We start from the raw sequence: 15,196 nt of genomic DNA on the forward strand, positions 1-15,196 counted from the left end.
CCGACCTGCGACGGATTTTCATAGGGAATGAGAAAATTTAGATTTTGTGCTATGGTAGGCGTACGAAGAAAGTAAATTTAAGTGATACTTCACGCTTAAGCGAAGTATCAGCAGGAGGAATATCAATGATTTTTGATTCTCATACCCATTTGAACGCGGAGCAATTTGACGCAGAAATTCCAGAAACGGTGGAACGTGCTCGGGAATTAGGGGTAACAGAGATGGCAGTCGTAGGTTTTGATACACCGACGATCGAAAAAAGTTTGGCTTTGAACAAAGAATATGACGGAATCTATTCGATCATCGGTTGGCACCCGACGGAAGCGGGGAGTTACACTAAGGCGATCGAGGAGGATTTAATCGAAAAATTGACGTTGCCTAAAGTGGTGGCGTTAGGCGAAATCGGCTTGGATTACCATTGGATGGAAGATCCAAAAGAAGTACAAGACAAAGTCTTTCGTCGTCAGATCGCCATTGCTAAAGAAATGAAGCTGCCGATTAGTATCCATACCCGTGAAGCATTAGAGGATACGTATAAAATCTTAAAAGAGGAAGACATTCGTGAGATTGGCGGGATCATGCACAGTTTCAGCGGTAGCGGTGAATGGGCAGAACGCTTCTTAGATTTAGGAATGCATGTTTCTTTTTCTGGCGTTGTGACCTTTAAGAAAGCCTTGGATGTGCAAGAAGCAGCGACCATTGTACCGATGGATAAATTACTCGTCGAAACCGATGCGCCTTATTTAGCGCCAATGCCTTACCGCGGCAAACGTAATGAACCGGGCTATACACGTTATGTGGTGGAAAAAATCGCCGAATTACGGAACTTGCCGATGGAAGAAGTCGCTCGTCAAACGACCGAGAACGCGCATCGCTTGTTTAGGATCAATGCCCATGACTAAAGAAAGAATTGAAGAAATCATTGTTGTGGAAGGTAAAGATGATACAAAACGCCTAAAGGAAGTTTTTGAAGTCGATACGATCGAAACTCGCGGTTCAGCGATCGATGAAACGATTTTAGAACAGATTGAACATGCCCAAGAGACTCGCGGAGTGATCGTTTTTACCGATCCGGATTTTTCCGGTGAGAAGATTCGCAAGACAATCATGGAAGTTATCCCCGATGCCCAGCACGCTTTCTTATCCAGAAGAATGGCCACCCCGCAAAAACGAGGGGCCAGTCTGGGTGTCGAGCATGCCAGTGACGAAGCCATCGTTGAATCCTTGCGGAAAGTGGTGACCCCGGCAGCTAGTAATGATGACCCAAAAATTGCTAGACAAATGCTGCTGGATTATGGTTTAATAGCGGGAGCTCAAGCCCGTGAACGCCGCGAGCGTTTAGGTGAGGAACTGAAGATTGGCTATACAAACGCGAAACAATTAGAAAAACGGTTGGCGATGTTTCGGATCACCGAAGCCCAGCTCCGTGAGGCCATGAAGAAAGTCGAGGAAACCGCTTGAATAAATATAAAGACATCGCAACGCCTTCTCGAACGCAAGAAATCCTAAAAAAACACGGATTCTCTTTCAAGAAGAGTCTTGGTCAAAATTTTTTGACCGAACCGAATATTTTACAAAAAATCGTCGCTACCGCTGAGATCGATAAAGGTACGAATGTGATCGAAGTTGGTCCCGGAATCGGCGCCTTGACGGAGCATTTGGCTCGGGCTGCCCACCAAGTGTTAGCCTTTGAAATCGATGACCGCTTGATTCCAGTCTTAGCGGATACGTTAAGCCCTTATGACAATGTCAAGGTCGTTCATAATGACATTTTGAAAGTTAATTTACAGCAAGAAACGGCTTATTTTGATCAGGAAGGTCCAATCAAAGTCGTAGCGAACTTGCCTTATTACATTACGACACCCATCATGATGCATATTTTGGCTTCTGATTTAGCAATTGCTGAGATGGTCGTAATGATGCAGCGGGAAGTCGCTGATCGCATCTCTGCTAAACCAGGGACGAAAGCTTATGGCTCGCTGTCAATCGCGGTCCAATATTATATGGAAGCCAGCACAGCCTTTATCGTACCGAAGACGGTCTTCATTCCGCAACCGAATGTGGATTCGGCAATTTTACGTTTGGTTCGCCGGGAGACACCAGCAGTAGCTGTAAAAAATGAAAAAGAATTTTTCAAATTAACTAAGTCAGCTTTTGTTTTACGGCGAAAGACCCTTTGGAATAATTTGTTAAACACGTATGGCAAAGAGGAAGCGACCCGCGCATGGCTGGAGAACAGCCTGCAACAGGCGGAGATCGATCCAAAACGTCGCGGTGAAACACTTTCGTTGGAAGAATTTGCCCGCTTATCAAATGCCCTAGAGTCGAATAAAGAAAAATAAAAAGAGCTGCGGCTCTTTTTGTTTTTTCATTAAATCCACACGAAATTTGTCAAACAAAACCCAACTCACCTATAATAGAAGTAATAAATTTGTTTTTTGGAGGATACGATGAAAAAATTCTTAATTGGATTGTTAGTTGTAGTAGTATTAGGCGCCGGTGGCTATTACGCTTACACTACCATGAATAAAAATGAGGAACCAAAGGAAGAAACACGGAAAACCTCAATTAAAGTCAAAGAACCAGAAAAGGCTGGGGAGACGATCCAAGCCAGCGATTACAGCAAGGCCAATAATTGGTTGGCTGAACCGACAGAGATCACTAGTCAAGCCGACGTTTTCATGCTTTATACGACTGCTTACGCGCAAAAAAATAAAAATACTTCGCCAATTGCTAAAATTGATAACGACAGTATGCGGGCCGGGGCACAAGTTTTCTTAGCCAGTCAAGGCTCTGCCTTTGAAACAAGCGGCAATATTTTTGCTCCTTATTACCGCCAATTAGACGCGAATTGGCTGCTTTCAAAATCGAAAGAAGAACAAAACCAGTATGTGGACGGTGTGCCAAAAGCCGATGTGATGGCCGCCTTTGATTATTACATTAAACACAAAAATAATAATCGTCCCTTTATTTTAGTCGGTCACTCTCAAGGTGCGCGCCTAATCAAGTCGATCATGTATGACTATTTCAAACAGAATCCTGGCGTCAGCAATCGGATGATCGCAGCCTACGTACTAGGCCAATCCGTGACCCAACAAGAAATGAACGATAACCCGCAAGTCAAATTCGCGACTGGACCAGACGATACCGGAGTAGTGGTTTCTTACAATACCGTTGCCCCCGATTTCACTGGAGAGTTGCCTACTTGGGATCAAGGGGCGTTGGCGATTAATCCAATCAATTGGAGAACCGATGCTACACCGGCAACGGCAGCAGAAAATCTTGGCTCTTATATCCGCAATGATTCAGGCGACTATACCAAGGTCATGAATTTTGCTGATGCGACCGTCGATCCAGCTAGAGGCTTAGTTATCAGCTCGATCGCTGATAAAGCCAAATACGAGATGCCTGAAAGCACCCGGAAGCTGTATCCAGCAGGCTCATACTTAAACAATGACATCAGTTTTTATTATTACAACTTGCAACAAAATGCTGAAAATCGTGAAGCCCAATATTTCGCGACCCATCCACAGCAATCAACCCAAACATCAGATGCAAACCAGCCGGTTCAAGAAGACCAGCAAGCCACTGATCCAAACCAACAACCTGTCCAATAAAACAAGGAACCGTCTATCGAAAGATAGGCGGTTCCTTGTTTTTTGACAAGTCGGAAATTGGTAAGCCAAAAATTTTATTCAGAATAAAAAAACAGCCGGTAAAAAAAAGTGTTTGACAAAAGCATATTCGGAGACTATCCTTAACTTAAATAAATATTAAAAAACGATGAGAAAGAAAGTAGAGATAAACCCTTTTCCATCAGAGAGTCTCGGTAGCTGAAAAGAGATGAACAGGATTTATGTTGAAAATGGCTTTTGAGTGGATCTTCTGATTAATTAAGAAGATACGGGATGTTCCGTTAAACAACAGAAGTCTCCCATGTTGGGGTACTTGTCGAGGCAGTGGATCGTGAGGTCGCTGCAAAATAAGGTGGTAACGTATAACTATGCCCTTAGATGTCTAGTCGGATGTCTAAGGGCTTTTTTTATTCACGTAGTTATCAATCAGAATTCTTCTGAAAACTATAAATAAAGGAGCGGATTTCATGAGTAAGATTCCATTTCGTTTTGATCACGTAGGTAGTTTGTTAAGGCCTGAGAGGCTAAAAGAAGCACGAGCGGCATTTAAACAAGGGACGATCACCAAAGAGGCTTTGACCAAGATTGAAGATGAAGCAATCATAAAAGTAATCCAAAAGCAAAAAGAAATTGGTCTGGAAGCTGTAACGGATGGCGAATTTCGTCGGCGTTGGTGGCATTTGGATTTTATTGCCGGTTTGAATAGAATTACCGTGTTTGATTTTGAAACGACGGCTTTTGGGATTACTACCGAGGCGCAAGGGACTTTCGTTAGTGGCAAACTATCCTTCAATTCGCAGCATCCCTTTTTAGAGCATTTCAAATTTACCAACGAGCAAGCTGGAAAAACATTAGCCAAGCAGACGATTCCGGGCCCCAATATGATCTATTTAGATTCGTTTATCTTGTCTAAGCAATACCATGAAAAGCCGATTTATCCCAATAAAGAAGCTTTCATCAAAGACTTGATTGGTACCTATCAAGCGGCGATCCAAGCCTTTTATGATGCGGGTTGCCGCTATCTACAACTGGATGACACCAGCTGGGGTGGGTTGTTTGATGAACGTTTCCGTGGACTAATTGTGGAAAATGGCTATGATCCAGATGCGCTGATCCAGGAATTTGGCGCTATTACCGAGGCCGTCTTAGCCAATAAGCCAGCCGATTTAGCGGTGACCTTTCATTTCTGCAAAGGCAATTTCCAATCTCACTGGCTCTATAATGGTTCCTACGATAAAATCGCCAAATGCTTACTGGCAATCGAAGGATTCAACGGCTTTTTCTTGGAATTCGATGATGAACGTTCTGGTAGCTTCGAGCCGTTAAAAAATATTCACGATCAGCGTATCGTTTTAGGCTTAGTCACCACAAAGACCCCTGAGCTGGAAGCTAAAGCAGAGTTGAAAGCGCGGATCAAGGAAGCGACGCAATTTGTACCCTTAGATCAGCTTTGTCTAAGTCCTCAGTGCGGCTTTTCTTCCACCCATGAAGGCAATAAAGTCACCGAAGAAGATCAATGGGCGAAATTGAAATTAGTTGTTGAGACGGCTAAGGAAGTTTGGCCAGATTTAAACCTTTCTCCCGCTTAATGATTGGCGGGAGTTTTTTCTTGTAAACAATTCCACAAGCATCTAGCTCGAAAAAACGATTTTCTTCTCCTATAGTAGTAAAGAATGAAAGAAACAGGAGGAACTATCATGGATTACCGTGTTTTGCTTTACTATAACTATACAACGATCGCAGATCCTGAAACATTTGCGAAGGAACATTTGGCTTTTTGTCAGGAACTTGGAATCAAAGGCCGAATCTTAGTTGCGCCAGAAGGTATCAATGGGACTTTATCAGGTACGAAAGCAGCAACCGATCAGTATATGGCTATGATGCTAGCGGATCAACGTTTTAAAGATACTTATTTTAAAATTGACGAGAGTGAAGGACATGCTTTCAAAAAATTATTCGTTCGCCCTCGGAGTGAATTAGTCGCTTTAAACTTAGATGAAGACGTCGATCCTCGACAACTGACAGGAAACTATTTAGAGCCGCAAGCGTTTAAGCAAGCATTGCTGGATGAGGAGACTGTAGTAATCGATGCTCGTAATGATTATGAATATGATCTGGGTCATTTTCGCGGAGCGATTCGTCCAGAGATTCATAATTTCCGAGAGCTGCCAGCCTGGATTCGTGAAAACAAAGAGCAACTGATGGATAAAAAAATCGTCACTTATTGTACCGGCGGGATTCGCTGTGAGAAATTCTCCGGCTGGTTATTGCGTGAAGGATATGAAGACGTCGCCCAACTTCATGGTGGAATCGCGGCGTATGGGAAAAATGCGGAAACCAAAGGAGAGCTGTGGGACGGCAAAATGTATGTCTTTGATGAGCGAATTAGTGTCGAGATCAATCAAGTAGATAAGACGATCGTCGGCAAGGAATGGTTCGACGGAACGCCGTGCGAGCGCTATATCAATTGCAGCAATCCTGAATGCAATCGTCAAATGTTAGTTTCTGAAGAAAATGAGGCTAAATATTTAGGTGCGTGTTCATTGGCCTGTGCCAAGCACGTAAAAAATCGTTACGTTAAAAAACATTCGCTAACCGAAGGAGAACGCTTGGAACGATTAGCAATAATTGAAAAGCAATAGAAAATTTTCAAAAAAGTTCCGTCCTTGTGTCTTGACACTTTCCATGATATGCACTAAACTAAAGAACGAATAAAGTGTCTTGACAGTTCAGGGAGGATAAAATGAAAAATAATTCAGTTAGAAATTTAACGATTTCAGCGTTGTTGATTGGTCTAGGAATCTTAATTCCAATGGTTATGCCGAAGATCATGATTCCACCAGCTTCATTTACATTGGCGAGTCATGTCCCGGTTTTTATTGCGATGTTCTTCTCGCCATTAGTTGCAGTTGCGGTCGTATTAGGGACTACCTTAGGATTTTTTATCTCAACGACACCAATTATTGCTTTACGGGCATTCTCTCACATTATTTTCGCAGTGATTGGTGCAAAATATCTGCAAGCTCATCCTGAAATCGTATTGAAGGATGGGAAATTCACTTTAGCTAATGGTCGTTTCCAAGTCTTTAACTTAGTGATTGGTATTATTCATGCGGTGGCCGAAATGCTAGTCGTCTCAGCCTTTTATTTTATGGGCAATATGCCGGATACGTTCTATTCACAAGGCTATCTATATACTATTTTCATATTGATGGGTGTCGGAGGATTGATCCACAGTTTGGTTGATTTTAACATCGCCTACTTTGTGGCAGGTGCATTATACAAACAATTCAACTTACCGATTTTTGAAAAAGCGGTGAAGCAAACAAAAGAATTAAATAAGGTTACAGCTTAAACCGTGATGATAAATCACGGTTTTTCTTTATTCTAAAAATAAAAAAACGAAATAGTTAGGAATGTTCATAATTTTATTTAATATACGTTAAAAAAAGACCTTTTTTTCGCTTAAATTTAAGTTATATTTTATTTATAGGCATTATTTAGTAGAAAATGAGGGCGGATAGATGGTTCGAGTATTAGTTTTGACTAAAAATATATTGGCAGAAGAAGTAATTACTAAAAAATTACAGCATCTAAATTATGAGGTTTTTTGTTCTACTAGTATTCTGGAAGAATTGCAGTCAACTGGACATATGTCTGAGTTAGTCAATTATTTTCCAATCATTATTATTGGTGAAACAATCTCCAGCTATGAATTGGAAATAATGTTGCCAAAGCTTAAAAAACAGGGGCAGCGAATTTTACGTGAGATGGATCATCCGCTCAGCGAAGATGAAAAAGGCCAATTACTAAATCACGGACTAAGCGGCTACGTTCAAAGTAATGACTCTATTGAATCATTACGAGAAAACCTAGCAGAGGTCATGGCCAGTTATCAAAATCATGAGCCAGGTGAAGTTGAGGCGTATCTTGAAGAAGAACCGCGAGGCATTTCAGCGATCACCTTGATCAATTTATCTACGTTGGAACTGCAAGTGTTAGAAAAATTACGCAGCAAACCGGGAGAGATTATTTCTCGTGACGAGTTATGCATGACTCTTTGGGGAAATGTTTCTCAATCACGCTTAGCACAGCTTTCATCGTTAGTGAAAAACATCAAATTAAAATTAGAAATGCTTGAAATAGACAAAGAAGTGATCCAGACCATTTGGGGTAAAGGTTACCGAGTGATGCAGGATTCAATTGTGCAAAATAAATAGTGAAGTGTTGAGAAAGAAGCGGCCGCTTCTTTCTCAACACTTTTTGCATTTTTAGGGAATGAAACTATGCTAAAATGAACATTAGATACTTATTTAAGGAGCGGAAATCGTGAAAAAAAGAATTTTTATGAGTGTACTAATGTTGTCTGCTATAGTTACGATGGCTGCTTGCGGCGGTTCAGATACGCAAAATTCCACTGGAAGTGACGCTAAGAAAACAACGGAGACTTCTTCAAAAAAGGAGCAGACGAATAACACTGACAAAAAAAGCTCAGTGGAAACGAAGGTCGATAAATTGATGGAAAAAATGACACTAGAAGAAAAAGTTGGACAATTATTTTTAGCTCGTGTTCCTGAGCAAAATCAAATCGCAGATATTGAGAACTATCATTTAGGCGGTTATTTATTATTCGATCGAGATATGGAAGGTAAGGGTCAGAGTGATTTAAAACAAACGATCGCAAGCTATCAAGCTGCCAGTAAGACCCCGATGTTTATTGCTTCAGATGAAGAGGGCGGGACGGTCAGCCGTTTGAGCCGCAACCAAATCGTGACCCCGGCTTTTGCCAGTCCCCAGGCGATCTATCAGAAGGATGGCTGGGACGGGATCACTAAAGATATTGAGCGCAAAGCTCAAATCTTCAAAGAACTAGGGATTCAATTAGGTATGTTTCCCGATGCAGATGTGTCCACCGATCCTCAATCTTTTATTTATGATCGGACGATCGGAATGGATGCGGAAGGGACTAGCAAATATGTAAGCCTGAGTGTCGAAGAAATGAAGAAACAAAAAGTTGGCTCTACCTTGAAACATTTTCCGGGATACGGCAATAATCGTGATTCTCATGTAGAGATCGTGACGGATGATCGCCCAATCGATGAACTGCGGAAAAATGATTTTGTGCCTTTTGAAGCGGGAATCAAAGCAGGGGCCGATAGTATCATGGTTTCGCATAATATTATCCAGGCTATCGATGGTAATCGTCCAGCCTCTATTTCAAAGCCCGTTCATGACACGATCCGGAACGAACTTGGCTTTAAAGGGGTCATTATGACCGATGACATGGACATGGCTGGTCTGGCGGATTTCATTTCTCAAGATGAAGCAGGCTTGCAGGCATTACAGGCGGGGAATGACTTGGTGTTATCTTCTAGCTACAGTACGCAAATTCCTTATATTTTAAATGCTATTAAAAAAGGGGAATACAGTGAACAACAGCTAGATCAATCATTAGAACGCTTATTAACGTGGAAAGCTGAACTTGGTGTCATTTAAACATCAAATTCTTTCAAAAAAAATTTTAGGAGGTTTTTCTATGTGTGCATCCATGCGGTTGAAATTATTCGCGCTAACGAACTAATTAACGTTTGATGAAGCTGCTTGTTTTGTCAGACGACAAACAAAGGAGAGTTTATGGAAAAGCAGCAATGGCGAAAAAAATATTTAACGATCTTATCGGGACAGACAGTCTCTTTAATTGGCAGCTCCGCAGTTCAATTTTCACTGATTTGGTGGCTGACGAATGAATCAAAATCAGCGATCATGTTGTCTTTAGCAGGATTATTTGCTTTTCTGCCACAAATGTTCTTAGGACCTTTTGTAGGCGTGTGGCTGGATCGTTTGAAACGCAAGTACGTGGTGATTTGCGCAGATCTATTTATGGGCTTGGTAGCCTTAGTATTATCTTTATGGTTCTTAATCGGCAACCCGGGCTTTGTGGTAGTGATCGTCGCGCTGTTCTTGCGCTCATTGGCGAACGTCTTTCATACACCATCAATTCAAGCAATCGTTCCGCTATTAGTGCCGGAAGAGGAGTTAGTAAAAGCCAATAGTTGGAATCAATTTTTGCAATCTGGTGCCTTTATGCTGGGACCTGTTTTAGGAGCTGCGATGTTTGCGGTACTGCCTCTATGGGTAATTTTATTGACGGATTTGATTGGCGCACTGGCGGCCTCTTTTACATTATGGATCGTCGACGTACCGAACATTCCCCGCAGTGAAGAAAGTATGCAGCATTATTTTCAAGAATTGAAGGACGGCTTTGCAGTCTTTAAAGCTGATCCGCCGTTACTTGTAGTGATGCTCTTTTCATTCTTTATTATGGCTTTTTATTTACCGCTAGGAACCTTGTTTCCGTTAATGACCAATGTACATTTTGAATTGTCGGCGTGGTTTGCCAGTGTTGTTGAATTTTCTTATGCGGTGGGCATGATGATCAGCGCCTTTTTGATTGGTATGAAGAAAACTTGGCGGGAGAAACTGTTAGCTGCTCAGCTTTCGGTTGTCGGACTTGGCATCACCTTTATCGGCAGCGGCTTAGCTCCTGCAACAATCACCGGCTATTGGATTTTTGTTTTTTTCTGTATTTTAATGGGCGCCATGGGGAATTTATACAATATTCCCTTTACTGCTTATTTACAAGAAACGATCGCTCCAGAAAAATTAGGCAGAGTCTTTTCGCTGTTTGGTAGTGTGATGTCCGCGGCGATGCCTGTCGGCTTGATTATCGCAGGGCCGATGTCAGAAAAATTAGGGATCGCGATGTGGTTCTTACTTTCGGGCATCTTCGTGGTGATACTAAGTGGACTGAGTTTGATCTTTTATCAACGAGCAAAAAAATAAAAACAGTAGGTTCGTTTAACACGAGCCTACTGTTTTTTTATAAGAAAAGCTGAGGATATCAGTTTTAACTATATTCGTTTTCGAAAGTTCTTAACTTTTGGAAAACTGTGCTTCGTATAGTTGCTTGTAAAATCCATCTTTTTGCAATAGCTCTTGATGGCTGCCGATCTCAACGATTTGTCCGTGATCCAAAACAAGGATCTGATCGGCATTTTGAATTGTTGATAGGCGATGGGCGATCACGAAACTGGTGTGATCCTTCATCATGGCTAAAAAGGCACTTTGAATTTTTCGTTCTGTCAAAGTATCTACCGAACTAGTCGCCTCATCAAGAATCAACATGGGCGGACGACTAATCATGGTACGAGCGATCGTCAATAGTTGTCGTTGTCCGTCAGAAAGTTTGACACCGGCCTCACCGACGATGGTATCTAATTTGTCGGGTAGTCGCATGACGAATTCATACATGTAAGCATCTTTTAGCGCAGCGTAAATTTCTTCATCGGTGGCTGATTTGCGACCGTAACGCAAGTTAGCCCGCAAACTACTATCCATTAACCACGTTTCTTGCAAGACCATCCCGAATTGCTGCCGCAAACTATCGCGGGTCAGGTGGCGGATGTCAATGCCGTCAATCGTAATCCGACCATCATCGACTTCGTAAAAGCGCATCAGTAAATTGACTAAAGTTGATTTGCCGGCGCCGGTCTTGCCGACAATAGCAATCGTTTCGCCTGGTTGAACCAACAAATTAAAGTTTTCGATCAAGGGCTGATCTTTTTGATAGCTAAAAGCCACATGATCAAAAACGACTTTTCCGTACGTATCTTTCAAAACGACGGCATCTGAATCGTCTGGTTCTTCCACTGGTTCACGCAATAATTCAAAAGAGCGATCCAAGCCGGCAATAGCGGTTTGGAGTTGGATCGTGATGCCGGATAGTTCGATAAACGGTTTGGTAAATTGACTCGAATAAATCGTAAAGCTGGAAATGATTCCAATCGTGACCCCGCTATTGGTTTTCAACGCTAATAGTCCGCCAACTAAGCCCACCATCAAGTAAGCCAAGTGGTCAACAAAGCGGGAAGAGGGATTCGTTAAAGAAGAAGCGAATTGCGCTTTTTGTCCTCGAACATACAGTTCTTGATTCAACGCTTCAAAGTTTTTTTGGTTTTGCTCTTCACGTTGAAAGGCTTTGACGATTTTTTGATTGCCGACCATTTCTGTGATGAAACCGGAAATTGAACCAACGAGCTTTTGCTGGCTGGTAAAGTATTGCTGTGAAGTCTTGGCTACAATATAAGTCAACAAAAAAATGATCGGTGTTGCGACCAAAACGACTAAGGTCAGTAATGGACTCAGGTAAAGCATAAAGATTAACGCGACTAAGACGACGGTCATGCCGGAGAAGACTTGGTTGAAGACCGCTGAGATCGCAGTCGAAATATTATCCATATCATTGGTGAACCGACTGACGATATCGCCCTTTGAACTTTGATCGTAATAGCTTAGTGGCAGTTTGTTCAAATGAGTGAATGTTTCATCCCGCAGTTTCGCCACAGAATCAAAGGCGACTTTATTACCGAGGCGCTGAATAAAGTATTGGCTAATTACAGTGACTAAAAAGATCCCGACAAATAATTGGAGAATTTGAAATAGACGGGGAAAATCGACTGCACCTTGATTCACCATTTGATCCACTGCGACCCCGATGTAATAAGTCATCATGACCGAAGTAATCCCGCTAGCGATCCCCAAAATCACAGCCGCGATCAATTGTTTAGGATAAGCGGCTAGATACGGAACAAACAGTTTTAATGAATGAAAAAAATTCTTTTGTTTAAGCATGCACTGCACCCTCCTCCTGCGAAGCCACCAGCTCTTGGTAGAGTTGAGAGTCCTTTAATAAAGATTCATGGCTGCCTTGTGCGGCCAGCCGGCCATTATCCATTAAAAGGATCGTTTCTGCATCTTGGATCGAGCGCAGCCGCTGGGAAATAATAATGATTCCACAGTTCAGCTCACGTTTCATGGCTTGTCGCAGCTCTAAATCGGTTTGATAATCAAGGGCGGATAAAGAATCGTCTAAGATTAATAATTTGGGTTTGCGAATCAACGCACGGGCGATCGTTAACCGCTGTCGTTGTCCACCTGAAAAGTTTTTGCCATTTTCCAAGATGGGCGTGTCCAATCCTTTGGAAAGACTTTGAACGAATTCACTGGCTTGTGCAGTTGCTAAGGCTTGCCAGCATTCGTCGTCGGTGGCATCGGGTTTGCCCCATTGGAGATTTTCGCGAATCGTTCCACTGAATAGGACCGCTGTTTGCGGTACTAAGGCAATCTCAGACCGTAATTGTTCCAACGACCACGCACGTACATTGACACCAAAAAAATCCACCGTGCCTGAGGTAGCATCATAAAAACGTGGGATCAAATTAATCAGCGTCGATTTTCCGCTACCAGTCGCTCCCGTGATCCCTAAGACTTGGTTGTCTGCTAAGCTGAAAGAGATATTTTGTAAAGCTAAACCAGATTTTTCCGTATAACGAAAATCAACCTTTTTAAATTCAACTAGCGGTGCCTGTTGATCAATTTTGACCGATTGTTTTTCAGCGGTCAAAGTTGGTTCTGTGGCAAAAACTTCATTGATCCGATTGGCAGAAGCCGCCGCCCGCGTAAAGAGTACCACGAGATTGGAAACGACGATTAAGGCCAGCAACATTTGGTTCATGTAGTTAATCAACGCTAAGACTTGGCCTTGCTCCAAACCACCGACATTTACTTTAAAGCCGCCGAAATAAAGCAAAGCAACGATCCCGACGTTCATAATCAACGTCGTGCTGGGAGACAGCAAGGCGGAAATATTCGCAACCTTTTGATTCAGCTTTGAAAGATCATCCGTTTGTTCTTTAAAGTGAGCCGTTTCAGTTTTAGTTCGAGCAAAGGCGCGAATCACCCGCACCCCACTCAAGTTCTGGGTCACTAGCTGGTTCAATTGATCTAGCTGATGTTGAATCGTTTTATACAATGGAACGGAAAAATGAATGATCAAAAAAAGAATGATACAAAACAAAGGCAAGAGGATCAAAAAGATCAAGCCCATCTGCCAATCAATATAAAAGGCCATAATCACCGAACCAACACTTAAAAAAGGGGCGCGGACGACTAGCCGGATCAGCATGGCTAAAGCACCTTGCATCTGATTGATATCATTAGTCATCCGGGTGATCAAGGTATCTGTACCAAACCGGTTCAATTCTTTATGGGAAAAACTGTTGATTTTTTCCATCAGCCGATTCCGCAAAACTGTTCCAAAGCCTTGCGAGGCAATCGAAGCATAATACTGACAGACCAGTGCGCAGAGCAAACCAACGATGGAAAGTCCCAGCATCGCTAAAGCCATCTCAATGACTTTGCCTTGATCATGCTTGGCGATCCCTTCATCGACTAAACGAGCCATAAACAAAGGCAAAATCAGTTCGAAGACGGCTTCTAAAAATTTAAAAAATGGGCCTAAGATAATCTGCTTGCGATAATCTTTGGCATAACGCAATAGTTGAAACATGAAACGTCCTCCAATATATAAAGTAGATAGAATGTAAAAATAGTATCGGTTATATTGTACCGTATTTGTCAAAAGAGACAGAATGATTTCCCCTGAAAATTTTGACATAAGGACATTCAGACAGATCAAACTAGCATTTTATGCCTATCCATGGAATAATAAAATCAATTCTATGGATAACTAGGGAGGAAAAAATGGAACGTATTTTTACATTAGTTGTGCTCTTATTTTTTTGCTATTCATTTATTGGCTGGCTGTGGGAAACGATCTATTGCTCAATCAAGGCCAAGCATTTTGTGTATCGCGGTTTTTTACTTGGGCCGATCACACCGATTTATGGCTTTGGCGTCGTGGGGGTCTTGTATTTAATCGAGCCTTATCAGCAAAATATCGTCTTGCTCTTTTGTTTGTCGCTAATTTTGGTCACACTGTTGGAGTATCTGACGAGTTTTCTTTTAGAAAAGATTTTTCACTTAACTTTGTGGGATTATAAAGATGTGCCACTCAACATCAATGGCCGGGTGGCTGTGCCCGTTTCGATTTTTTGGGGCTTAGCCTGTGTCTTCATCGTGCGGATACTGAACCCCTACTTAATGACGGTGGTGGAAGGCTGGCAGCAGCGTTTCAGCATTTTTTTGCCACTGATTTTATTGATGTTGACCAGTTTCGATCTAGGCTTTACGTTGGCTAACCTGTCTTCGCTACGTCGTGCAATGAAGACGATGAGCGCGACGATCCAAGAGAAAAAGGATCAGTTGCAAACCAATTTGGATGAGTTGAAGACCGCTGCGGAGGAACGTTATCAAAGTCGTAGAAGCTGGTTAGCGGAAATTAAAGAGCAGCCGGAGTGGCGTAAGCAGTTACCGAAGTTGAATTTCCAAGAACGCCGTTTCTTAAATAGTTTCCCTAATATGAAATCGCAGGAAATAAAAAGTCCTTTAACGGAGATCCGTCAGTTATCTAAAGAGCTACGGAAAAAATAATATTACAAAAATATGACAAGTTTTAGCCCTTTCGATCCTTGAAGGGGCTATCTTTTTTATGGAAAATGATAAAAATAAAACGAATGTTACTTAAACTCCATTTGTTTTGTAATGAAATGTAATCTCCTTGAAACAAAAAGCCCCCTTTTTTTTCGTATAATAGCGAAGGG

Annotated in this window: 13 protein-coding genes and 1 other annotated feature; of the genes, 11 read left to right on the top strand and 2 right to left on the bottom strand. The window is 42.1% G+C overall.

All coding sequences use genetic code 11. The annotated features are described in order from the left end of the window. The first annotated feature begins 125 nt into the window (after nt 1–125). The 10 genes from RV00_RS00060 (at nt 126) to RV00_RS00105 (ending at nt 10,478) form a co-directional block, all read left to right on the top strand. Nucleotides 126–902, top strand: a complete 777-nt coding sequence (locus RV00_RS00060; protein WP_071860568.1) for a TatD family hydrolase — start codon at nt 126–128, stop codon at nt 900–902. Next, nucleotides 895–1,461, top strand: coding sequence for a ribonuclease M5 (gene rnmV / locus RV00_RS00065; RefSeq protein WP_071860569.1), 567 nt, complete (start codon nt 895–897; stop codon nt 1,459–1,461). The genes RV00_RS00060 and rnmV overlap by 8 nt, the downstream gene beginning before the upstream one ends. After that, nucleotides 1,458–2,342, top strand: a complete 885-nt coding sequence (gene rsmA / locus RV00_RS00070) for a 16S rRNA (adenine(1518)-N(6)/adenine(1519)-N(6))-dimethyltransferase RsmA (RefSeq protein WP_071860570.1) — start codon at nt 1,458–1,460, stop codon at nt 2,340–2,342. The genes rnmV and rsmA overlap by 4 nt, the downstream gene beginning before the upstream one ends. Before the next feature lie 108 nt (nt 2,343–2,450). Continuing rightward, nucleotides 2,451–3,617 (top strand): DUF3089 domain-containing protein, encoded by a 1,167-nt coding sequence (locus RV00_RS00075; RefSeq protein ID WP_071860571.1) that lies wholly within the window; start codon nt 2,451–2,453, stop codon nt 3,615–3,617. Between the two features lie 157 nt (nt 3,618–3,774). Beyond that, nucleotides 3,775–4,014, top strand: a binding site (T-box leader). An 88-nt stretch (nt 4,015–4,102) separates the two neighbouring features. Continuing rightward, entirely contained in the window at nt 4,103–5,224 is a 1,122-nt protein-coding gene (locus RV00_RS00080) for a 5-methyltetrahydropteroyltriglutamate--homocysteine S-methyltransferase (protein ID WP_071860572.1), read from the top strand. 108 nt (nt 5,225–5,332) lie between these two features. Then, entirely contained in the window at nt 5,333–6,277 is a 945-nt protein-coding gene (gene trhO / locus RV00_RS00085; protein ID WP_071860573.1) for an oxygen-dependent tRNA uridine(34) hydroxylase TrhO, read from the top strand. A gap of 101 nt (nt 6,278–6,378) precedes the next feature. Further along, complete coding sequence (locus RV00_RS00090) at nt 6,379–6,990, top strand: hypothetical protein (RefSeq protein WP_071860574.1); 612 nt, start codon at nt 6,379–6,381, stop codon at nt 6,988–6,990. Nucleotides 6,991–7,159: 169 nt separating this feature from the next. Next, the gene (locus RV00_RS00095; protein ID WP_071860575.1) at nt 7,160–7,855 is read left to right on the top strand and encodes a winged helix-turn-helix domain-containing protein; all 696 of its coding nucleotides are present in this window, start codon (nt 7,160–7,162) and stop codon (nt 7,853–7,855) included. Nucleotides 7,856–7,964: 109 nt separating this feature from the next. Next, nucleotides 7,965–9,131 (top strand): glycoside hydrolase family 3 protein, encoded by a 1,167-nt coding sequence (locus RV00_RS00100; protein WP_211272357.1) that lies wholly within the window; start codon nt 7,965–7,967, stop codon nt 9,129–9,131. A gap of 138 nt (nt 9,132–9,269) precedes the next feature. Continuing rightward, nucleotides 9,270–10,478: an MFS transporter gene (locus RV00_RS00105; RefSeq protein ID WP_071860576.1), complete on the top strand. Its 1,209-nt coding sequence runs from the start codon at nt 9,270–9,272 to the stop codon at nt 10,476–10,478. Nucleotides 10,479–10,568: 90 nt separating this feature from the next. Here RV00_RS00105 and RV00_RS00110 read toward each other — a convergent pair whose 3' ends face one another. Both RV00_RS00110 and RV00_RS00115 read right to left on the bottom strand, forming a co-directional pair. Further along, nucleotides 10,569–12,326 (bottom strand): ABC transporter ATP-binding protein, encoded by a 1,758-nt coding sequence (locus RV00_RS00110; protein ID WP_071860577.1) that lies wholly within the window; start codon nt 12,324–12,326, stop codon nt 10,569–10,571. Next, entirely contained in the window at nt 12,319–14,043 is a 1,725-nt protein-coding gene (locus RV00_RS00115; RefSeq protein ID WP_071860578.1) for an ABC transporter ATP-binding protein, read from the bottom strand. Before RV00_RS00115 ends, RV00_RS00110 begins: the two co-directional genes overlap by 8 nt. 194 nt (nt 14,044–14,237) lie before the next feature. Here RV00_RS00115 and RV00_RS00120 point away from each other — a divergent pair, with 194 nt between their 5' ends. Beyond that, nucleotides 14,238–15,026, top strand: coding sequence for a putative ABC transporter permease (locus RV00_RS00120; protein ID WP_071860579.1), 789 nt, complete (start codon nt 14,238–14,240; stop codon nt 15,024–15,026). Nucleotides 15,027–15,196 lie beyond the last annotated feature (170 nt).

This window comes from Enterococcus devriesei, assembly GCF_001885905.1.
GTDB lineage: Bacteria > Bacillota > Bacilli > Lactobacillales > Enterococcaceae > Enterococcus_A > Enterococcus_A devriesei.